Origin of the sequence: Pseudomonas sp. FeS53a (assembly GCF_000931385.1) — a bacterium.
Classification (GTDB): Bacteria; Pseudomonadota; Gammaproteobacteria; order Pseudomonadales; family Pseudomonadaceae; genus Metapseudomonas; species Metapseudomonas otitidis.
Genome location: NZ_JYFT01000069.1, coordinates 41,127 through 62,281 on the forward strand (window position 1 = coordinate 41,127; position 21,155 = coordinate 62,281).

Below are 21,155 nucleotides of genomic sequence, written 5' to 3' on the forward strand. Positions count from 1 at the left end.
CGACCTCCTTGTCAGTCGGGGAATGGGCGGCCAGGGCCGCAGGGGAGCGCACTATAGCGCAGCCTCCCGGCCCGGTGTGTGACGCGGGGCATGGCCCCTGCCGGCTCAATCGGGGCGATAGGTGGAGCCTGCACGGGCAAGTCCCTACAATCGCGCCATTGCCGAAGGAGACAAGCCGATGCTGATGGTGATTTCGCCCGCCAAGACCCTGGACTACGAAACCCCACCGGTCACCGACCGCTACACCCAACCCCGCCACCTGGACCACGCCCAGGAGCTGATCCAGCAACTGCGTACCCTGGCCCCGGCCGACATCGCCGAACTGATGCACCTGTCCGACAAGCTCGCCGGCCTCAACGCCGCGCGCTACGGCAGTTGGCACCCCGACTTCACCCCGGAGAACGCCAAGCAGGCCCTGCTGGCCTTCAAGGGCGACGTCTACACCGGCCTCGACGCCGAAAGCTTCGCCGAAGCCGACTTCGACTTCGCCCAGCGCCACCTGCGCATGCTCTCCGGCCTCTACGGCCTACTGCGCCCGCTGGACCTGATGCAGCCCTATCGCCTGGAAATGGGCACCAAGCTGGCCAACGCCCGGGGCAAGGACCTCTACGCCTTCTGGGGCGAGCGCATCAGCACCTGGCTCAACGAAGCCCTGGCCGAACAGGGCGACAACGTCCTGCTCAACCTGGCCTCCAACGAGTACTTCAGCGCCGTGAAGCGCAAGGTGCTGGACGCCCGCATCATCGACACCGAATTCAAGGACCTGAAGAACGGCCAGTACAAGATCATCAGCTTCTACGCCAAGAAGGCCCGCGGCCTGATGGCCCGCTACGTGATCAAGGAGCGCCTCACCGACCCGCAGGGCCTGAAGGACTTCGACTACCAGGGCTACCGCTTCGCCGCCGAAGCCTCCAGCGAGAACAAGCTGGTGTTCCTGCGCGACACCCCGCAGGACTGACCCGCCCCCTCGCCCCTCCTCCCCGGAGGGGCACGTGCCTCCCCCCGCTTATGCTCCCGACCCGATGAAGGGTCTTATAACCATCCCGCCCAACGCACTTCCCACTTCACCGCTTGCCGGCAGACTTTGATATCACCGTGCAATAACGGTAGCGGCCTACCAGCGAATACTTTTCCAACTTCCTCCGCGCCCTCTAGCACGCGCCCTACAGCGCAAACCCGCGCCACGCCTGGCGTTTGAAAGTTTGAACTTTTTCGCAAGTTAGAAGTAAGCAAACTTTGCCATCATTGTGATGCCAAACTTGCCGTTCATCGAAAAAGTGAAACGCCGCAAAATATTGACGAATGGCCGGAACTATCCAAACAGCCCCACACTCATAAACCGCGACACATAATTCTTCATATTTCCGTTTCTTACTGACTATGAAAACTGCCCCCGCTATCGGAGCACTCCGAGGGGGTAGTTATGCGTAACGGAAAGTTCCACTTGGACAAGGAGTGCAACGCCATTTTCGACGAGTGACATAAAAACCAAGGGCCAGAGCCGTTGAGGTGATCAGTCCAGAACTCTCTGGAGCCAGCGTCATTACAGGCTCCGCTTCAGGTACCCGCAGTTTCGGTGCCCGGTATCCGTCATGCCTGCACGCAGTAGAAAGTTGCTGTTTGGTGACAACTGCAGAAACGGCCGTGGCTAATAAGCCACTTATTAACACGTACTAAATGGAATGAGGTGATAGCGATGCGTATCAGCATCTTTGGTTTGGGCTACGTCGGTGCAGTATGTGCCGGTTGCCTGTCCGCTCGTGGTCATGAAGTTGTCGGCGTGGATGTTTCCAGCACCAAGATCGACCTGATCAACAAAGGCAAATCCCCCATCGTCGAACCGGGCCTGGAAGAGCTGCTGCAACAGGGCCTGAAGACCAACCGCCTGCGCGGCACCACCGACGTCGCCGCCGCCGTACGCGATACCGACATGTCCTTCATCTGCGTCGGCACCCCGAGCAAGAAGAACGGCGACCTGGGCCTGGAGTACATCGAAGGCGTCTGCCGCGAGATCGGCTTCGCCCTGCGCGACAAGGCCGAGCGCCACACCGTCGTGGTCCGCAGCACCGTCCTGCCGGGCACCGTGAAGAACGTGGTGATCCCGATCATCGAAGACTGCTCCGGCAAGCAGGCCGGCGTCGACTTCGGCGTCGCGGTGAACCCCGAGTTCCTGCGCGAAAGCACCGCCATCAAGGACTACGACTTCCCGCCCATGACCGTCATTGGCGAGCTGGACAAGACGTCCGGCGACCTGCTGGAAACCCTCTACCGCGAACTGGACGCCCCGATCATCCGCAAGGACATCGAGGTCGCCGAGATGATCAAGTACACCTGCAACGTCTGGCACGCCGCCAAGGTCACCTTCGCCAACGAGATCGGCAACATCGCCAAGGCCGTCGGCGTCGATGGCCGCGAAGTGATGGACGTGGTCTGCCAGGACCACAAGCTCAACCTCTCCAAGTACTACATGCGCCCCGGCTTCGCCTTCGGCGGCTCCTGCCTGCCCAAGGACGTGCGCGCCCTCAGCTACCGCGCCAGCTCCCTGGACGTCGAAGCCCCGCTGATCGGCTCGCTGATGCGCAGCAACTCGGCCCAGGTGCAGAAGGCCTTCGACATCATCGCCGCCCAGGACAAGCGCAAGGTTGCCCTGCTCGGCCTGTCGTTCAAGGCCGGCACCGACGACCTGCGCGAGAGCCCCCTGGTGGAGCTGGCCGAAATGCTCATCGGCAAGGGCTTCGACCTGCGCATCTACGACCGCAACGTCGAATACGCCCGCGTCCACGGCGCCAACAAGGACTACATCGAATCGAAGATCCCCCACGTCTCGTCCCTGCTCGACAGTGACTTCGACGGCGTCGTCGACAACGCCGACGTGATCGTCCTGGGCAACCGCGACGAACTCTTCGCCCCCCTTGCCCAGCGCGCCCCCGAAGGCAAGCACGTGATCGACCTGGTGGGCTTCATGCCCAAGGCCAGCCACGGCAACGCCGAAGGCATCTGCTGGTAACCGCGACCGCTTCAGCGCAACGCGATGACGCACCTTGGGCGAGCGAAACAATGACAAGCAGCGCCCACGCCCGAGGTCCGTCCAGCGTTCACGAAGGAATGGATGAATCAATGGACAAGCTCAAGCGAAGCCTCACCGAGGCAGCCGGCTGGCTGTTCTTCCTGACGGGCCTGATGCTGCTCGCGCTGGCGCTGCCCCGCTCGGTGTTCGATCCCGAGTCCAAGCACTTCCTGCTGCTCATCGGCGTGGTCGGTATCTGGCGCTATTCCATGGGCGCCCTGCACTTCCTGCGCGGCACCCTGTTCCTCTACGTCGTCTACCCCTGGCAGCGCCGCCAGGTGCGCAAGCTCGGCGCAGCGGCCGACCCGTCCCACGTCTACCTGCTGGTCACCAGCTTCCGCATCGACGCCCTGACCACCGCCATGGTCTACCGCTCGGTGATCCAGGAAGCCATCGACTGCGGCTACCCCACCACCGTGGTCTGCTCCATCGTCGAACTCTCCGACGAGCTGCTGATCAAGAACCAGTGGAACCGCCTGGCCCCGCCGGAGCGCGTCAAGCTCGACTTCGTGCGCATCCCCGGCACCGGCAAGCGCGACGGCCTGGCCTACGGCTTCCGCGCCATCTCCCGGCAACTGCCCGACGACGACGCCGTGGTCGCCGTGGTGGACGGCGACACCGTGCTCACCCAGGGCGTGGTGAAGAAGACCGTGCCCTGGTTCAAGTACTTCCCCAACGTCGGCGGCCTCACCACCAACGAGTTCTGCGAGGTGCGCGGCAGCTACCTAATGAGCGAATGGCACAAGCTGCGCTTCGCCCAGCGCCACATCAACATGTGCTCCATGGCGCTCTCCAAGCGCGTGCTGACCATGACCGGGCGCATGTCGGTGTTCCGCGCCAAGGTGGTCACCGACCCCGGCTTCATCGCCGACGTGGAGAGCGACCACCTCGACCACTGGCGCCTGGGCCGCTTCCAGTTCCTCACCGGTGACGACAAGTCCAGCTGGTACAGCCTGATGCGCCTGGGCTACGACACCTTCTACGTGCCGGACGCCGCCATCAACACCGTCGAGCACCCGCCGGAGAAGAGCTTCATCAAGGCCAGCCGCAAGCTGATGTTCCGCTGGTACGGCAACAACCTGCGGCAGAACACCCGCGCCCTGGCCCTCGGCCCGCGCCGCCTCGGCTGGTTCACCACCCTGGTGCTCAGCGACCAGCGCGTGTCCATGTGGACCTGCCTGCTGGGCCTGGCCGTCGCGGTGATCGCCAGCCTCAAGTACAGCATCGCCTACCTCCTGGTGTACCTGCTGTGGATCGGCCTCACCCGCTTCATCCTCACCCTGCTGCTGAGCGTTTCAGGGCACCCCATAGGACCGGCCTACCCGCTGATCCTCTATTACAACCAGATCGTCGGCGCGCTGGTGAAGATCTACGTCTTCTTCCGCCTGGACCAGCAGTCCTGGACGCGCCAGAACACCAAGCTCAACCGGGACCTGGCCAGCTTCACCCGCTGGTTCAACACCTGGTCTTCCCGTGCCATGACCTTCACCGCCACCAGCGTCTTCGTAGCCACGCTGATGGCGTTCGTGTGACCGAACCCGATAGGAAATCCAGACCATGAATACAGCCGTCAACGTCAATGTGGTGCACGAATCCGAAGCCCAGCGCCAGCACGCCCGGGTCAAGCTCCCGGCCAAGGTGCGCTACCTGGTGGGCAAGGAGCGCGTCGAGCACCGCCTGCTGGACCTCTCCGCCGGCGGGTTCGCCTTCCAGGTGGAACCGGGGCAGAAGGTGCAGGTGGGCGACTACCACCAGGGCCGCATGCAGTTCCAGGTGGACAACCTCAGCCTCGGCCTGGACGTCGAGTTCCAGGTGCGCTTCCTCGACCCCCAGCAGGAGCGCGCCGGCTGCCAGTTCCACAACCTCAAGCCGCGTGACATCGCCACCCTGCGCTACCTCATCAGCGCCCACCTCTCGGGCGAAGTGGTCAGCGCCGGCGACATCCTCAACACCCTGCAGCGCGAGAACTTCACCAAGCCGCGCAAGAACGGCAGCGGCGGCGGCATGGGCATGTTCGGCCGCCTGCGCGCCGTCACCTTCAGCGCCGGCCTGTTCCTCGTCGGCCTGGCTGCCTTCGGCTTCATCTTCAAATCGCTCTACGGCCTGTACTTCGTCACCCACGCCGAATCCGGCATGGTCGCCGTGCCCGCCATGCAGGTCACCATGCCCCGCGAAGGCACCGTGCAGAGCCTGATCGGCGGCGAAGGCGCCGTGGTGCAGAAGGGCGCCCCGATCGCCTCCTTCTCCGCCACCATGCTGGAGATGCTCAAGGGTCACCTGACCGACGACCAGCTCGCCCCCGCCAACGTCGAGGAACTGTTCGGCAAGCAGATGAAGGGCACCCTCACCAGCCCCTGCAACTGCAAGGTCGCCCGCCAGCTGGTGGCCGACGGCCAGTTCGCCGGCAAGGGCGACGTCATCTTCGAACTGGTGCCCCAGGACTTCGAAGCCACCGTCAGCGCCCGCTTCCCCTACCGCAACTTCGCCCAGGCCAAGCCCGGCGCCAGCGTCACCTTCCAGGTGGCCGGCGAAGACACCCCGCGCCACGGCAAGATCATCAGCTCCAGCCTGATCGACAGCGGCCTGTCCTCCGACATCCGCGTCGTCATCCAGCCCGACCAGGTACTGGACAGCAAGCTCGCCGGGCAGCCCGTCGAAGTCAGCATCGACCGCGGTCCCTCCTTCGACTGGATGATCAACCGCGCCCTGGCGGCCGGCTTCTGAGGAGGACACCCGTGGCGACCCTTCCCTCCCGCACCCTGCTGCTCGGCGTCGCCGTCGCGCTGGCCGGCTGCGCCGGCCTGCCCGACCAGCGGCTGGCCAGCGAAGCACTCAAGCGCGGCGACACCGCCACCGCCGAGCGCAACTTCCGCCAGCTCGCCGAGCTCGGCTACGTCAACGCCCAGGTCGGCCTCGCCGACCTGCAGGTGGACAGTGGCGACCCGGAGCAGATGCGCCAGGCCGAGCAGACCTACCGCCAGGCCATGGACCAGTCGCCGCGCGCCAAGGCCCGCCTCGGCAAGCTGCTGGCGCGCAAGCCCGACGGCACCCCGGCCGAACGCCAGGAAGCCGCCCAGCTGCTGGAAGACGCCTACAAGGCCGGCGAGCCCAACAGCCTGCTGCCCCTGGTGATGCTCTACCTCACCTTCCCCCAGGACTTCCCCGGCGTGAACGTGCAGCAGCGCATCGCCCAGTGGCGCGCCGACGGCCAGCCCCAGGCCGAGCTGGCGCAGATCCTCTACTACCGGACCCAGGGCACCTACGACCAGCACCTGGCCGAGATCGAGGACATCTGCACCCGCAACCTGCAGCAGGCCGACGCCTGCTACGTCGAACTGGCCACCGTCTACAGCAAGCAGGGCAAGGGCGACGAGCGCCAGGCCCTGGTGGAGCAGGTCATGGCCCGCTACGCCGCCGGCACCCTGCCCGCCCAGCGCGTCGACTCGGTGGCCCAGGTGCTGGCCGACGCCGAGCTGGGCAAGCCTGACGAAGGCAAGTCCCAGGAAATGCTCGAACGCATCGCCCCGGCCTACCCGCCGGCCTGGGTCAGCCTCGCCAAGCTGCTCTACGAGTACCCGGGCCTGGGCGACATCGACAAGATGATGGAGTACCTCGACCACGGCCGCGAAGCCGCCCAGCCGCGCGCCGAACTGCTGCTCGGCCGCCTCTACTACGAAGGCAAGCTGGTCCCCCTGGACCCGGTGAAAGCCGAGCGCCACCTGCTCAAGGCCTCTGCCACCGAGCCCACCGCCAACTACCTGCTGGGGCAGATCTACATCCGTGGCTACCTGGGCGACATCGACCCGGACAAGGCCCTGGACTACCTGCTGAGCGCCGCCCGCAACGGCCAGATCAACGCCGACTACGCCCTCGGCCAACTGTTCGCCCAGGGCAAGGGCATCCGCCCCGACCTCGTCAACGCCTACGTCTTCAGCCAACTGGCGCTGCCCAAGAACACCCCGCAGGCCATTGAACTGGCGCAGACCGTGGAACAGCAGCTGAGCCCCGCCGACCGTGCCCGCGCCGAACAGCGCCTGCGCGAGGAACGCCAGTTCCGCGGCGTCGCCCTGCAGGACACCACGCAGATGCAGGCCATGCAGACCCCTTGAAGGAACCGACATGAAATTCAACCTCTGGACGACCGCCAGCCTCGGCCTGGGCCTCACGCTTCTTTCCACCAGCAGCGCCTTCGCCGTGCAGATGAGCGACAAGAACTTCGGCCTCGACATCAAGATCACCGCCCAGTCCGAGGACGACCGCGACCTCGGCACCCAGAAGGGCGGCGACGTCAGCGGCGTGGGTATCGACCTGCGCCCCTGGGTCTACGCCGAACGGGGTGACTGGAGCGCCTTCGCCATGGGCCAGGCCGTCAGCGCCACCGACATCGTCGAGACCGACACCCTGCAATCCAGCGACACCGACGGCGAACAGGGCGCGCGCGACGACGGCCGCCAGCCGGACAAGAGCTACCTCGCCCTGCGCGAATTCTGGGTCGACTACGGCGGCCTCACCGCCTACCCCGGCGAACACCTGCGCTTCGGCCGCCAGCGCGTGCGCAGCGCCGAAGGCACCTGGTGGGACACCAACATCGAAGCCCTGCGCTGGAGCTTCGACACCACCTTGCTGACCGCCCACGTCGGCGTCGCCGAACGCTTCAGCGAATACCGCACCGACCTCGACGAACTGGCCCCCGAAGACAAGGACCGCCAGCACGTCTTCGGCGACATCGCCACCCAGTGGGCCCCGGGCCACTGGGTCGGCCTCAAGGTCCACCACAGCCGCGACAACGGCAGCCTGCCCGACGCCGGCGAGGTGGTGGAGCCCCTGGACAAGCGCTACACCGGCGACCTCACCTGGGTCGGCATCGACGCCGACGGCGGCTTCTTCGACCGGCGCTCCACCGCCCCGCTGAACTACTGGGCCCAGGCCACCTGGCTCACCGGCGACACCGACGAACTGACCCAGAGCGTGGTCGGTGACCAGCGCCTCGCCAGCGGCTCGCGCAACGTCGACGTCAACGCCTGGGGCGTCGACCTCGGCCTGCGCTGGAACCTCTCCGAGCAATGGAAGGTCGGCGGCGCCTACGCCCGTGGCAGCGGCGGCGGTGACGACGACAGCTCCCGCCAGTTCCGCCAGACCGGCATGGAGAGCAACCGCTCCAACTTCACCGGCACCGAAGCCCGCATGCACCGCTTCGGCGAAGCCTTCCGCGGCGAGCTGAGCAACCTGCAGGTGGCCACCGCCTTCGCCTCCTGGCAGCTGCACGACGACTACGACGCCAGCCTCGTCTACCACCGCTTCTGGCGCGTGGACGACAACCAGGACGTCGGCCAGGCCGGCATCACCGCCCCGCTGGAGGACGGCGAGAAGGACATCGGCCAGGAAGTCGACCTGGTGGTGACCCGCTACTTCCGCCAGGGCCTGCTGCCCGCCGGGATGGCCGAGCACCTGGACGACGCCTCCGCCCTGGTGCGCTTCCGTGGCGGCGTGTTCAAGCCGGGAGACGCCTACGGCAGCGGCACCGACTCGCTCATGCACCGCGCCTTCGTCGACTTCATCTGGCGCTTCTGATGCCAGCGAGCCCAGGGAGAACAGCCATGCCCAACCTCCTCGCAACCCCCCGGCCGCTCAGCGGCCTGGTGCTCGGCGCGCTGCTGGCCAGCGCCCCGTGGGTGCACGCGGCCGAGCCGGCCAAGGGCCTCAAGGAAACCCAGAACTACACCGTCACCAGCGCCCCGGTGGACCAGCTCCACCTGGACCCGCCCGAGCTGCCCGACCTCTCCGGCTACACCCGCCAAGCCATCGAGGCCAAGGTGGACCGCCGCACCGCCGGCAAGGTGGTGGTCCGGCGCATGCTCCAGCAGGACGCCCTGAAGGACTTCATCGGCGGCAACGAGCGCATGCGCGAATGGGTCAGCCGCCAGCGCGGCATGCCCCAGGCGATCTTCATCGAAGGCGGCTTCGTCACCCCGGCCGACCTGGCCAAGGTCCTGCCCGACAGCCAGTTCGCCGAAACCGCACCGGGCGTCTACATCGCCCGCCTGCCGGTGGTGGTGGCCCAGGGCGCCAGCCTGCGCATCGGCGAAGAGACCCGTGACTTCCGCCTGTCCCAGGAGCGCGGCGCGTTCCTGGTCAACGACGGCAAGCTGTTCATCACCGGCACCAGGCTGACGGCCTGGCGCGAGCAGGACGACACCCCGGCCTGGTTCCGCAAGCCCTCGGAGTTCCGCCCGTTCCTGGTCTCCTGGGGCGGCAGCGAGCTGTACATCGCCGACAGCACCGTCACCAGCCTCGGCTACGACAACTCCAAGTCCTACGGCGTCTCCATCACCCAGTACACCCCCGGCATGCACGAGCGCCTCAAGCGCCCGGAACCCACCGGCTGGCTGGTGAACTCGGAGTTCGTCGACCACTGGTACGGCTTCTACTGCTACGAAGCCCGCGACGTGGTCATCAAGGGCAACACCTACCGCGACAACATCGTCTACGGCATCGACCCCCACGACCGTTCCCACGGCCTGGTCATCGCCGAGAACACCGTCCACGGCACCAGGAAGAAGCACGGCATCATCATCTCCCGCGAGGTGGACGACAGCTGGATCATCAACAACAAGAGCTACGACAACAAACTGTCGGGCATCGTCATCGACCGCAACTCGGTGAACAACCTGGTGGCCTACAACGAGGTCTACCAGAACCATTCCGACGGCATCACCCTCTACGAGAGCTCCAACAACCTGCTGTGGGGCAACAAGATCGTCGGCAACCAGCGCCACGGCATCCGCCTGCGCAACAGCGTCAACATCCGCCTGTACGAGAACCTGTCCATGGCCAACGGCCTGACCGGCGTCTACGGGCACATCAAGGACCTGTCCAACACCGACCGTGACATCGAGCTGGACCCCTTCGACACCAAGGTCTCGATGATCGTGGTCGGCGGCAAGCTCGCCGGTAACGGCTCCTCGCCCCTGTCCATCGACTCCCCCCTCTCCGTGGAGCTGTACCGCGTGGAAATGCTCGCCCCGAGCAAATCCACCGGCATCAGCTTCGCCGGCGTACTGGGCGAGAAACAGGAGGAAATCCTCGACCTGATGGTGCGCCGCAACAAAGCGGTGCTCATCGACCCCGTCGAAAGCCAGGCCGAACTCCAGGATTGAGGCACACACCACCATGCACAGACACCCCATGAAATGGCTCGCCCCCTCCACCCTCGCCGCCGCCCTGCTGGCCGCGTCCCAGGGGGCCTGGGCCGCGCCCGAGTACAGCGTGCAGCGCACCGGCCCCCTGTGCGCCGTCGCCCAGGACCCGAGCGTGTACAACACCAAGTACCTGAGCTTCTTCACCGCCCTGGTCCAGGGCCGTGGCGACTGGCTGTTCCGCACCCGCTACGACCTGCGCACCGACTTCGGCACCAGCGCCTTCGGCTACAGCGAATTCAAGCGCCTGCGCGACGCGCTCAAGGCCAAGGGCGTCGAGCTGATGGTGGTCTACCAGCCAACCCGTGGCCTGGTGAACCGCGAGCAGCTCACCGAAGCGGAAAAGGCCCGCTTCGACTACGACCTGGCGAAGAAGAACTACCTCAAGGCCGTGGACGACTTCCGCAAGACCGGCATCTGGGTCACCGACCTCTCGCCGCTGTTCGACGAGAAGGGCGTGGACACCGACTACTACTTCAAGGCCGATCACCACTGGACCCCGGCCGGCGCCAACCGCACCGCCAAGCTGGTGGCCGAGACGCTGAAGCAGATGCCCGGCTTCGACGAGATCCCCAAGAAGACCTTCGACAGCAAGGTCGTCGGCCTGCTACCCAAGGCCGGCACCCTGCACAAGACCGCCGGCCAGCTCTGCGGCACCACCTACGCCACCCAGTACGTCGACCGCTACGAGACCGAAGCCTCGGGCGACGGCGCCGCCGGCGATGCCCTGTTCGGCGACGAATCCAACCCGCAGATCGTCCTGGTGGGCACCAGCAACAGCGGCCCGGCCTACAACTTCGCCGGTTTCCTGCAGCAGCACAGCGGCGCCGAGGTGCTCAACATGGCGGTCAGCGGCGGCGGCTTCGACAGCGCCCTGCTGCAGTACATGAGCAGCCCGGAATTCCACGAGCACCCGCCCAAGATCATCATCTGGGAGTTCGCCACCCACTACGACATGGCGCAGAAGAGCTTCTACCGCCAGGCCCTGCCGCTGGTGAACAACGGCTGCGAGGGCCAGCCGGCGGTGATGCACCGCAAGGTGCGCATGAAGCCTGGCGCCAACGAAGTCTTCGTCAACGGCCAGAACCAGCCGATCAAGGACATCCGTGGCGGCGACTACCAGGTGGACCTGACCTTCAGCGACCCGACCGTGCACGAGTCCAAGGCCACCGTCTGGTACCTCAACGGCCGCCGCGAGAACTTCAAGATCGAACAGAGCGACCGCGTCGACACCGGCGGCCGCTACGCCTTCGAACTGCGCAACGACCCCGACTGGCGGGACCTCAACGTCCTCGCCCTGGAAATCCACAGCCCCGAAGAGATGCCTGAGAACCTCAGCGTCGACGTGACCCTGTGCAAGCGCCCAGGCCACTCGGGTGAACACCTCGCGGCCAAGGCCGAGTGAGGAAGGAGGTCATCATGAAACCCCGACTCCGGTTGCTCGCCCCCTGCCTGTTCGGCGGTGCCCTGCTCGGCCCGCTCGCCCACGCCGGCGACCTGGTCCCGCCCTCGGGCTACTACGCCCCGGTGGAGGTCGACGAGCACAAGGCCGACAGCTGCGAAGCCCCACCGCCGCCATACACCGGCAAGCTGGAGTTCCGCAGCAAGTACGAGGGCTCCAACCAGGCCCGCGCCACCCTCAACCCCACGGCGGAACGGGCCTTCCGCGACAGCACCGCCGACATCACCCGCATGGAGCGCGGGGTCAACAAGATGGTCATGGCGTACATGCGCGACGGCCAGCGGGCGCAACTGGAGTGCGCCCTGCAGTGGATGGGCAGCTGGGCCCAGGCCAACGCCCTGCAGAGCACCGAGTACAACCACACCGGCAAGTCCATCCGCAAATGGGCCCTGGGCAGCCTGTCCTCGGCCTACCTGCGGCTGAAGTTCTCCAACTCCCACCCGCTGGCCGGCTACACCCAGCAGAGCCAGCAGATCGAGTCCTGGTTCTCGCGCCTGGCCGACCAGACGGTGCACGACTGGAGCGGCCTGCCGCTGAAGAAGATCAACAACCACTCCTACTGGGCCGCCTGGTCGGTGATGGCCACCGCCGTCGCCACCAACCGCCGCGACCTCTTCGACTGGTCCGTCGCCCAGTTCCGCGTCGCCGCCAGCCAGGTGGACAAGGACGGCTTCCTGCCCAACGAACTCAAGCGCGAGCAGCGCGCCCTGGCCTACCACAACTACAGCCTGCCGCCGCTGGCCATGATCGCCGCCTTCGCCCAGGCCAACGGCGTGGACCTGCGCAACGAGAACGACGGCGCCCTGCGCCGCCTCGGCGAAAAGGTCATCGCCGGGGTGGATGACCAGGAACCCTTCGACGACAGGACCGGCAAGGACCAGGACATGGAGGACCTGGAGAAGCGCGCCAAGTTCGCCTGGCTCGAACCCTGGTGCGCGCTCTACGGCTGCAAGCCCGAGACCCTGCGCTGGAAGGACTCCATGGCCCCCTACAAGACCTTCCGCCTGGGGGGCGACATCACCCAGGTGTTCCACCCGAAGAAGGAGGGCGGCAGCGGCAGCTGACCCGGTGCCCTCCCCCACCGGGGGAGCCACCTGACGCAACGAACCGACCGCGCGGCAGACGCGGCGGCGCAAGGATTTGAACGCCACACCCTGGGGAGGGAATGGCGGGTCGCACACCGGGCTGGAACGTCCGGCGGCGGCCCAGAAAGTTACGTACAAGTGGAGAGACTCGGATGGTCTTTTCTTCAAACGTGTTCCTGTTCCTGTTCCTGCCGATCTTCCTCGGCTTGTACTACCTGGTCGGGACACGCTATCGAAACCTGCTCCTGCTCATCGCCAGCTACGTGTTCTACGCCTGGTGGCGGATCGACTTCCTGGCCCTGTTCGCCGCCGTCACGGTGTTCAACTACTGGATCGGCCTGCGCATCGGCGCCGCCGGGGTGCGCACCAAGCCCGCGCAGCGCTGGCTGCTGCTCGGCGTCGCGGTGGACCTGTGCGTGCTGGGCTACTTCAAGTACGCCAACTTCGGCGTGGAGACCTTCAACGCGATCTTCACCCAGTTCGGCATGGAGCCCTTCGTCATCACCCACATCCTGTTGCCGATCGGGATCTCGTTCTACATCTTCGAGTCCATCAGCTACATCATCGACGTGTACCGGGGCGACACCCCGGCCACCCGCAACCTGGTGGACTTCGCCGCCTTCGTGGCGATCTTCCCGCACCTGATCGCCGGCCCCGTGCTGCGCTTCCGCGACCTGGTGGACCAGTTCAACCACCGCACCCACACCGTCGACAAGTTCGCCGAGGGCTGCACCCGGTTCATGCAGGGCTTCATCAAGAAGGTCTTCATCGCCGACAGCATCGCGCCCATCGCCGACCACTGCTTCGCCCTCTCCGACCCGACCACGGGGGATGCCTGGCTCGGCGCCCTGGCCTACACCGCGCAGCTGTACTTCGACTTCTCCGGCTACAGCGACATGGCCATCGGCCTCGGCCTGATGATGGGCTTCCGCTTCATGGAGAACTTCAACCAGCCCTACATCAGCCAGTCCATCACCGAGTTCTGGCGGCGCTGGCACATCAGCCTCTCCACCTGGCTGCGGGACTACCTGTACATCAGCCTGGGCGGCAACCGCGGCACCACCTTCCAGACCTACCGCAACCTGTTCCTCACCATGCTGCTGGGCGGTCTGTGGCACGGCGCCAACTTCACCTACATCATCTGGGGCGCCTGGCACGGCGCCTGGCTGGCCATCGAACGCGCCCTGGGCGTGGACGCCGCGCCGAAGGTGATCAACCCGCTGCGCTGGGCCTTCACCTTCCTGCTGGTGGTGATCGGCTGGGTGATCTTCCGCGCCGAGAACCTCGACGTCGCCTGGCGCATGTACGCCGCCATGTTCAGCTTCGGTGACTGGAGCCTCTCCGAACTCAACCGCGCCCAGCTCACCAGCCTGCAGATCGCCACCTTGGTGCTGGCCTACGTCGTGCTGGCCTGGTTCGGCATCCGCCAGTTCCACGCCAAGCCGCTGACCGGCGCGCCCAAGGCCCGTGCCGACGAACACGTCGACGCCAACGGCCCGGCCACCGCCCAGCCGCGCAGCCCGCAGGCCGCCGCCGACGACCCGGCCGCCATCGCCTACTCCCCCAGCGGCGCCCTGGTCTGGCAACAGACCTGGATGACCCAGCTGCCGGTGCTGGCCACCCGTGTCGCCCTGCTGCTGCTGTTCGCCGCGTCGATCCTGAAGCTCTCGGCGCAGAGCTTCTCCCCCTTCCTCTACTTCCAGTTCTGAAGGGAGCGCACACATGAGCAGAACTGCAAACACCCTCTACATCGTGGCCTTCGCCGGCATGCTGCTGGCCCTGAGCCTGTGGTCCATGCGCGGCATCGTCGGCTTCAGCGTCGCCAAGGAAACCACCGTGCTCAACGGCAAGCTGGCCCACGCCTTCGAGAAGCACTACGACGATGAATTCCCCATCAAGCAGATCGGCACCAACCTCTGGGCCCTGGTGGACTACGGCCTGTTCGGCGAAGGCCGCCAGGGCGTGGTGATCGGCCAGGACGGCTGGCTGTTCTCCGACGAGGAGTTCGACCCGGTGGCCGAAGGCGAGCGCCACCTGCAGGAGAACCTGGCGCTGATCCAGGGCGTGCGCGACGAGCTGGACAGCCGGGGCATCAAGCTGGTGCTGGCGATCGTCCCGTCCAAGTCGCGGATCTACCCCGAGCACGTCGGCGAGGCTCGCCCCACCGCCCTGCGCCAGGACCTCTACGCCCACTTCCGTGGCGCCGTGCGCAAGGCCGGAATCATCGCCCCGGACCTGCTCGGCCCGCTGGAACAGGCCAAGAACAACGGCCAGGTGTTCCTGCGCACCGACACCCACTGGACGCCCCAGGGCGCCGAAGTGGTGGCCCAGCGCCTGGGCCAGGTGGTGCGCGAGCGCGTCAGCCTGTCCGGCAGCGACCAGGCCTTCGTCACCGAAGCGGTGAAGAACGAGGACTACAAGGGCGACCTGACCCGCTTCCTGCCGCTCGACCCGCTGTTCGCCGACCTGATGCCCGCCCCGGACACCCTGCAGAAGCGCGAGACCCGCGCCGCAGGCGAAGAGGAATCCGGCGACCTGTTCGGCGACAGCAGCGTGCCGGTGGCCCTGGTGGGCACCAGCTACAGCGCCAACCCCAACTGGAACTTCGCAGGCGCCCTGCGCCAGTCCCTGCAGCGCGACCTGGTGAACCACGCCGAGGACGGCCACGGCCCGATCCTGCCGATGCTCAAGTACCTCAAGAGCGACGAGCTGAAGGACGCCGCCCCCGAGCTGGTGATCTGGGAATTCCCCGAGCGCTACCTGCCCATGCCCAACGACCTGAGCGAGTTCGACCCGCAGTGGATCGCCCAGCTGCGCAAGGGCGCCCCCGGCGAGCGCGTCGCCGCCACCCATTAACGAACGGGCCTTCGGGTCCCAAGCGCCATGCGCATTGCACCAAAGGAGGAAACACCATGAACCGACAGAAGCAACGCACCTGGACGTCGTACGCCTGCGCCCTGGCCCTGGGCGTCAGCGCCTTCTCCGCCCTGGCCGATGAAGGCGGCCTCTACGGCCCGCAGGCGCCGAAGGGTTCGGCCTTCGTCCGCGCCTACAACGCCGGTGCCAGCGAACTGGACGTCAGCGTCGGCAACACCGCCCTCAACGACGTCGCCCCGCTGGGCTCCAGCGACTTCAAGTTCCTGCCGGCCGGCAACTACAACGCCCAGGTGGGCAGCGCCAGCGTCCCGGTGAAACTGGAGTCCGACCGCTACTACACCCTGGTCAGCCAGCCGGGCGCCGAGCCCAAGCTGGTGGAAGAGCCGGCCTTCAAGAACAAGCAGAAGGCCCTGCTGCGGGTGCAGAACCTCTCCGACGCCAAGCTCACCCTGAAGACCGCCGACGGCAAGACCGCCGTGGTCGAGGACGTGGCCGCCCAGGGCCGTGGCGAGCGCGAGATCAACCCGGTGAAGGTCAACCTCGCCCTGTTCGACGGCACCCGCAAGGTCAGTGACCTCAAGCCCGTCTCGCTGCAGCGCGGCGAAGTCGTCTGCCTCTACATCACCGGCAGCGGCGGCAAGCTCTCCCCGGTCTGGGTCAAGCGCCCCGCCGAGTCCTGATCCGCCCCGCCCGGGGCCGACGCCCCGGGCCACGCTTCGTACCCGCCGCACGAGACAGTGGGACTACAAGACAGAAACCAGTGATCGATGTGATGAGCAACCTCACAAACGGACAAGCTTCTTAGGAGAAACACCATGATCCCTGTAATCCTTTCTGGCGGTAGCGGCTCCCGGCTCTGGCCCCTTTCGCGCAAGCAGTACCCCAAGCAGTTCCTCGCCCTGACCGGTGAGAAGACCCTGTTCCAACAGACCCTGCAGCGCCTGGCCTTCGACGGCATGCAGCCGCCGGTGCTGGTGGCCAACAAGGACCACCGCTTCATCGTCCAGGAGCAGCTCGACAGCATCGGCGTCACCCCGCAGGCCATGCTGCTCGAACCCTTCGGCCGCAACACCGCGCCCGCCGTCGCCATCGCCGCCATGCAGCTGCTGGCCGAGGGCCGCGACGAGCTGATGCTGGTGATGCCGGCCGACCACGTGCTGGAAGACCAGCGCGCCTTCCAGCAGGCCCTGGCCCTGGCCACCATCGCCGCCGAGAAGGGCGAGATGGTGCTGTTCGGCGTGCCGGCCCTGCGCCCCGAGACCGGCTACGGCTACATCCGTGGCCAGGCCAGCGGCGAGCTGCCCGAGGGCATCAGCCGGGTCGCCCAGTTCGTCGAGAAACCCGACGCCGAGCGCGCCCAACAGTACGTCGAGGCCGGTGACTACTTCTGGAACAGCGGCATGTTCCTGTTCCGCGCCAGCCGCTTCCTCGACGAACTCAAGCACCACGACGTGGACATCTACGACACCTGCCTGCTGGCCCTGGAACGCAGCCAGCGCGAAGGCACCACCGTCACCATCGACGCCGCCACCTTCGCCTGCTGCCCGGACAACTCCATCGACTACGCGGTGATGGAGAAGACCGCCCGCGCCTGCGTGGTGCCACTCTCCGCCGGCTGGAACGACGTCGGCAGCTGGAGCTCCATCTGGGAAGTCCACGACAAGGACCCCCACGGCAACGTCACCAAGGGCGACGTGGTGGTGCACGACAGCCGCAACTGCCTGGTACACGGCAACGGCAAGCTGGTGTCGGTGATCGGCCTGGACGACATCGTCGTGGTCGAGACCAAGGACGCGATGATGATCGCCCACCGCGACCGCGTGCAGGACGTCAAGAAGCTGGTCAACGACCTCGACGCCCAGGGCCGCGCGGAAACCCAGAACCACTGCGCCGTGTACCGCCCCTGGGGCTCGTACGACTCGGTGGACATGGGCGGCCGCTTCCAGGTCAAGCACATCACCGTCAAGCCCGGCGCCCAGCTCTCGCTGCAGATGCACCACCACCGCGCCGAGCACTGGATCGTCGTCTCCGGCACCGCCGAGGTGACCTGTGACGACAAGACCTTCCTGCTCACCGAAAACCAGTCGACCTACATCCCCATGACGTCGGTGCACCGCCTGACCAACCCCGGCAAGATCCCCCTGGAGATCATCGAGGTGCAGTCCGGCAGCTACCTGGGCGAGGACGACATCGAACGCCTGGAAGACGTCTACGGCCGCAGTGACAGCGGCGTGCGCGTCAGCCAGGTATCCACCGCGCGCTGAGGGGCCACGCCCCGGAGCCTCCCTCCCCCATCGGGAGGCTCCCGGCGCCTGTGCCAGCGGGTGCCGCCGCGCGCACCGCCTCACGGGGCCCGGGCCAGGAACGGCCAACGGCCCCGTGCCTTTTACCCCTGCCTGCCCACGGATTGCGCTAGCATTGCAGCCTTTCCGTCATGGGCCCTCCTCATGCTCCTCGGCGCCATCCTCCTCTTCGCCTGGCTGATCCTGGTCATCCGCCACCCGACCAAGGCGCTGCCCATCTCCCTGGCTGCGGTGCTGGTCATCGGGCTCATGGCCGCCTGGGTGCTGTGGGAAGAGCGCCTGGTGAACGAACAACTGGCCCGCCTCGACGTCCGCCTCGCCTACCAGCCCGACCAGTGCCCCGCCGACCGCCCGCTGAAGATCAGCGTGCACAACGGCAGCAGCACCACCCTGCTGGACCTCGCCTGGATCGTGCAGGCCTACCGCCCGGGCGACGACCTCAACCTCGCCGAATCCCCCTACGAGGCCGAGCGCAGCCTCGGCCCGCCGCGCCTGCAGGCCGGTGCCGACTGGCAGGACTGCCTGCCGCTGCCGCCGCTGCGCCGTGGCTATCGAGCCGACACGCTGGAGTTCCGCGCCGAACGATTGCATGGCAGATTCGCCGACTGATCGACTTCCACCACAACAAGACCAACAAGGAAATTCGCAATGAGCCAACCCGTTGCCCTCATCACCGGCTGCTCCAGCGGCATCGGCAGGGCCCTGGCCGACGCCTTCAAGGCTGCCGGCTACAGCGTCTGGGCCTGCGCCCGCAAGGCCAACGACGTGGACGCCCTGAACGTCGCCGGCTTCACCGGCGTGCAGCTGGACGTCAACGACGAAGCCGCCGTGGCGCGCCTGGGTGAACGCCTGCAGCAGGAAACGGGTCGGCTCGACGTGCTCATCAACAACGCCGGCTACGGCGCCATGGGCCCGCTGCTGGACGGCGGCACCGAGGGCCTGCGCCGGCAGTTCGAGACCAACGTGTTCTCCCTGGTCGGCCTCACCCGCGCCTGCTTCCCCGTGCTGCGCGCCAGCCGTGGCCTGGTGGTCAATATCGGCAGCGTCTCCGGCGTGCTGGTCACCCCCTTCGCCGGCGCCTACTGCGCCTCCAAGGCCGCCGTGCACGCCCTCTCCGACGCCCTGCGCCTGGAACTGGCGCCCTTCGGCATCGAGGTCATGGAAGTGCAGCCCGGCGCCATCGCCTCCAGCTTCGGCGCCAACGCCAGCCGCGAAGCCGAATCGCTGATCGCCGAAGGCTCGCCCTGGTGGCCGCTGCGCGACGGCATCCGCGCCCGGGCCCGCGCCTCCCAGGACAACCCCACCCCCGCCACCGAATTCGCCCGCGACCTGTTCAACGCCATCCAGCACCACCCGCGCCCGCGCCTGCTGCGCCTGGGCAACGGCAGCCGCGCCCTGCCGCTGCTGGCCAGCCTGGTGCCCAAGGGCCTGCTGGAAACGGTGCTGAAGAAACGCTTCGGCCTCAACGTGGCCCTGGAGCGCTCGTGAACGCGCCCCGCCCGCTGGCCCTGCGCTACGTGGTGATCGGCGGCGTGGCCCTGGCCATGCTGCTCAATCTCGCCCTGCGCAGCCTGGTGCACCTCGGCGGGCTGCTGGCCACCCTGGTGATCGCCGGCGCCACCGCCCTGCTCATCGCCCTCGCCTTCCGCCTGCTGTACAAGCGCCCGCCGACCCGGGGCGAAGCCTGGCGCATCGTCCTCGGCTACGGCGCCCTGCTCGGCGTGCTCTACCTCGGCCTGCTGGGCATGATGACCCTGCAGAACGCCCCCGGCCCCATGGCCATCGCCCTGTTCGTCCTGCACTACCTCTGCTACCCCGTCCTCGCCGGCCTCGTGCTCCTGCACCGCCGCTGACCCGCGTTGCACCTCGCTCGGTCCTCATCACCGCGATGCGGTTCGCCGAGCTCACCGCATCCTGCGGCCCCGCTCCGTCCGTAGGATGGGCTGAGCTGCGCGAAGCCCATCGTGACGGGCTCATAGGCCGCTGGGGTCTCATGCATCCCGGTCGGCGATGCGGTTCGCCGAGCTCACCGCATCCTACGGCCCCGCTCCGTCCGTAGGATGGGCTGAGCTGAGCGAAGCCCATCGTGACGGGCTCATGGGCCGCTGGGGTCTCATGCATCCCCGCCAGTGATGCGGTTCGCCGAGCTCACCGCATCCTACGGTCCCGCTCCGTCTGTAGGATGGGCTGAGCCGTGCGAAGCCCATCGTGACCGGCTCATGGGCCGCTGGGGTCTCATGCATTCCCGCCAGTGATGCGGTTCGCCGAGCTCACCGCATCCTACGGTCCCGCTCCATCCGTAGAATGGGCTGAGCTGTGCGAAGCCCATCGTGACGCGCTCATGGGCCGCTGGGGTCTCATGCGTCCCCGCCAGTGATGCGGTTCGCCGAGCTCACCGCATCCTACGGCCCCGCTCCATCCGTAGGATGGGCTGAGCTGTGCGAAGCCCATCGTGACGGGCTCCGAACGAGGAGCTTCGGGATTCCTGGGCACGCGAATGGAAGCCCACCCCACGCGCCGTGAAAACGTCGGAACCCTCACCCCTGCTGCCTCACTAAACAGGAGAACAAGGGGGGATTCGATGGACTACCTCGACCTGCTGCAATGGCCGGCCATGCTGGTCACCGTGGCCGCCGCCTGGCTGATCGGCTCGAAGACACCCGCCCGGCGGCACATCGGCTTCTGGGTGTTCCTGGCCAGCAACGCCCTGTGGATCGCCTGGGGCCTGCACGCCCACGCCTGGGCGCTGATCGTCCTGCAACTGTGCCTGGCGGCGATGAACCTGCGCGGCGCGAAAAAGGCCGACGAAGCCAGCAGCTAGCGGCTGGCCATGCCGGGCAATGCCAAGGCCAGCACCCGACCGTAGCCCGGACTTCAGTCCGGGAACACCCGGCACCGCTCCCGGGCTGAAGCCCGGGCTACGGAACTGGCAACGATGAACCTACGCGGAGCGAAAAGGCCGACGAAGCCAGCAGCTAGCGGCTGGCCATGCCGGGCAATGCCAAGGCCAGCATCCGACCGTAGCCCGGACTTMAGTCCGGGAACACCCGGCACCGCTCCCGGGCTGAAGCCCGGGCTACGGAACGGGCAGCGATGAACCTGCGCGGAGGGCTAGCGGCTGGCCGTGTCGCGTGACGGCACGGCCAGCACCAGGATCGCCAGGAC

At 66.9% G+C, this 21,155-nt stretch carries 17 protein-coding genes; all 17 read left to right on the forward strand.

What is annotated here, in order from left to right:
• Positions 1–178: 178 nt before the first annotated feature.
• The 17 genes from yaaA (at position 179) to SZ55_RS22205 (ending at position 20,811) form a co-directional block, all read left to right on the forward strand.
• Positions 179–958 (forward strand): peroxide stress protein YaaA, encoded by a 780-nt coding sequence (gene yaaA, locus SZ55_RS22125; protein ID WP_044411746.1) that lies wholly within the window; start codon positions 179–181, stop codon positions 956–958.
• Between the two features lie 738 nt (positions 959–1,696).
• Positions 1,697–3,007, forward strand: a complete 1,311-nt coding sequence (gene algD / locus SZ55_RS22130; protein ID WP_044411749.1) for a GDP-mannose 6-dehydrogenase — start codon at positions 1,697–1,699, stop codon at positions 3,005–3,007.
• 110 nt (positions 3,008–3,117) lie between these two features.
• Positions 3,118–4,599 carry a mannuronan synthase gene (gene alg8 / locus SZ55_RS22135; protein ID WP_044411752.1) on the forward strand — a complete coding sequence of 494 codons (1,482 nt, stop codon included), beginning with the start codon at positions 3,118–3,120 and terminating at the stop codon, positions 4,597–4,599.
• 25 nt (positions 4,600–4,624) lie between these two features.
• Positions 4,625–5,791 carry an alginate biosynthesis protein Alg44 gene (locus SZ55_RS22140; RefSeq protein ID WP_044411755.1) on the forward strand — a complete coding sequence of 389 codons (1,167 nt, stop codon included), beginning with the start codon at positions 4,625–4,627 and terminating at the stop codon, positions 5,789–5,791.
• An 11-nt stretch (positions 5,792–5,802) separates the two neighbouring features.
• Positions 5,803–7,176, forward strand: coding sequence for an alginate biosynthesis TPR repeat lipoprotein AlgK (gene algK, locus SZ55_RS22145; RefSeq protein WP_044411758.1), 1,374 nt, complete (start codon positions 5,803–5,805; stop codon positions 7,174–7,176).
• Positions 7,177–7,186: 10 nt separating this feature from the next.
• Entirely contained in the window at positions 7,187–8,638 is a 1,452-nt protein-coding gene (locus tag SZ55_RS22150) for an alginate export family protein (protein WP_044411760.1), read from the forward strand.
• A 26-nt stretch (positions 8,639–8,664) separates the two neighbouring features.
• Entirely contained in the window at positions 8,665–10,224 is a 1,560-nt protein-coding gene (algG, locus tag SZ55_RS22155) for a mannuronan 5-epimerase AlgG (RefSeq protein WP_044411763.1), read from the forward strand.
• Between the two features lie 13 nt (positions 10,225–10,237).
• Positions 10,238–11,668, forward strand: coding sequence for an alginate O-acetyltransferase (locus SZ55_RS22160; protein WP_044411767.1), 1,431 nt, complete (start codon positions 10,238–10,240; stop codon positions 11,666–11,668).
• Between the two features lie 14 nt (positions 11,669–11,682).
• A complete protein-coding gene (locus tag SZ55_RS22165; RefSeq protein ID WP_044411770.1) occupies positions 11,683–12,789 on the forward strand; it encodes a mannuronate-specific alginate lyase in 1,107 nt (368 codons plus the stop codon).
• A gap of 173 nt (positions 12,790–12,962) precedes the next feature.
• Positions 12,963–14,519 carry an MBOAT family O-acyltransferase gene (locus SZ55_RS22170; RefSeq protein ID WP_044411773.1) on the forward strand — a complete coding sequence of 519 codons (1,557 nt, stop codon included), beginning with the start codon at positions 12,963–12,965 and terminating at the stop codon, positions 14,517–14,519.
• A 13-nt stretch (positions 14,520–14,532) separates the two neighbouring features.
• Entirely contained in the window at positions 14,533–15,666 is a 1,134-nt protein-coding gene (locus SZ55_RS22175; RefSeq protein WP_044411776.1) for an alginate O-acetyltransferase, read from the forward strand.
• 56 nt (positions 15,667–15,722) lie between these two features.
• A complete protein-coding gene (locus tag SZ55_RS22180) occupies positions 15,723–16,367 on the forward strand; it encodes an alginate O-acetyltransferase AlgF (protein WP_044411779.1) in 645 nt (214 codons plus the stop codon).
• Positions 16,368–16,502: 135 nt separating this feature from the next.
• On the forward strand, positions 16,503–17,951 hold the full coding sequence (locus SZ55_RS22185) for a mannose-1-phosphate guanylyltransferase/mannose-6-phosphate isomerase (protein WP_044411782.1): 1,449 nt from the start codon (positions 16,503–16,505) through the stop codon (positions 17,949–17,951).
• Between the two features lie 183 nt (positions 17,952–18,134).
• Positions 18,135–18,599, forward strand: coding sequence for a multidrug transporter (locus SZ55_RS22190; protein ID WP_044411784.1), 465 nt, complete (start codon positions 18,135–18,137; stop codon positions 18,597–18,599).
• A 39-nt stretch (positions 18,600–18,638) separates the two neighbouring features.
• A complete protein-coding gene (locus SZ55_RS22195) occupies positions 18,639–19,478 on the forward strand; it encodes an SDR family oxidoreductase (RefSeq protein WP_044411787.1) in 840 nt (279 codons plus the stop codon).
• A complete protein-coding gene (locus SZ55_RS22200; RefSeq protein WP_044411790.1) occupies positions 19,475–19,843 on the forward strand; it encodes a hypothetical protein in 369 nt (122 codons plus the stop codon). The genes SZ55_RS22195 and SZ55_RS22200 overlap by 4 nt, the downstream gene beginning before the upstream one ends.
• 728 nt (positions 19,844–20,571) lie before the next feature.
• Positions 20,572–20,811: a hypothetical protein gene (locus tag SZ55_RS22205; RefSeq protein WP_044411793.1), complete on the forward strand. Its 240-nt coding sequence runs from the start codon at positions 20,572–20,574 to the stop codon at positions 20,809–20,811.
• The last annotated feature ends 344 nt before the right edge of the window (positions 20,812–21,155 follow it).

What these genes read in the sequence shown, in the direction of transcription:
- SZ55_RS22150 (WP_044411760.1), top strand. Translation starts at nt 7,187, where the DNA reads ATGAAATTCAACCTCTGGACGACCGCCAGCCTCGGCCTGGGCCTCACG.
- SZ55_RS22205 (WP_044411793.1), top strand. Translation starts at nt 20,572, where the DNA reads ATGGACTACCTCGACCTGCTGCAATGGCCGGCCATGCTGGTCACCGTG.
- SZ55_RS22165 (WP_044411770.1), top strand. Translation starts at nt 11,683, where the DNA reads ATGAAACCCCGACTCCGGTTGCTCGCCCCCTGCCTGTTCGGCGGTGCC.
- SZ55_RS22195 (WP_044411787.1), top strand. Translation starts at nt 18,639, where the DNA reads ATGAGCCAACCCGTTGCCCTCATCACCGGCTGCTCCAGCGGCATCGGC.
- SZ55_RS22185 (WP_044411782.1), top strand. Translation starts at nt 16,503, where the DNA reads ATGATCCCTGTAATCCTTTCTGGCGGTAGCGGCTCCCGGCTCTGGCCC.
- SZ55_RS22190 (WP_044411784.1), top strand. Translation starts at nt 18,135, where the DNA reads ATGCTCCTCGGCGCCATCCTCCTCTTCGCCTGGCTGATCCTGGTCATC.
- SZ55_RS22160 (WP_044411767.1), top strand. Translation starts at nt 10,238, where the DNA reads ATGCACAGACACCCCATGAAATGGCTCGCCCCCTCCACCCTCGCCGCC.
- algD (WP_044411749.1), top strand. Translation starts at nt 1,697, where the DNA reads ATGCGTATCAGCATCTTTGGTTTGGGCTACGTCGGTGCAGTATGTGCC.
- SZ55_RS22180 (WP_044411779.1), top strand. Translation starts at nt 15,723, where the DNA reads ATGAACCGACAGAAGCAACGCACCTGGACGTCGTACGCCTGCGCCCTG.
- SZ55_RS22140 (WP_044411755.1), top strand. Translation starts at nt 4,625, where the DNA reads ATGAATACAGCCGTCAACGTCAATGTGGTGCACGAATCCGAAGCCCAG.
- alg8 (WP_044411752.1), top strand. Translation starts at nt 3,118, where the DNA reads ATGGACAAGCTCAAGCGAAGCCTCACCGAGGCAGCCGGCTGGCTGTTC.
- SZ55_RS22175 (WP_044411776.1), top strand. Translation starts at nt 14,533, where the DNA reads ATGAGCAGAACTGCAAACACCCTCTACATCGTGGCCTTCGCCGGCATG.
- algG (WP_044411763.1), top strand. Translation starts at nt 8,665, where the DNA reads ATGCCCAACCTCCTCGCAACCCCCCGGCCGCTCAGCGGCCTGGTGCTC.
- yaaA (WP_044411746.1), top strand. Translation starts at nt 179, where the DNA reads ATGCTGATGGTGATTTCGCCCGCCAAGACCCTGGACTACGAAACCCCA.
- SZ55_RS22170 (WP_044411773.1), top strand. Translation starts at nt 12,963, where the DNA reads ATGGTCTTTTCTTCAAACGTGTTCCTGTTCCTGTTCCTGCCGATCTTC.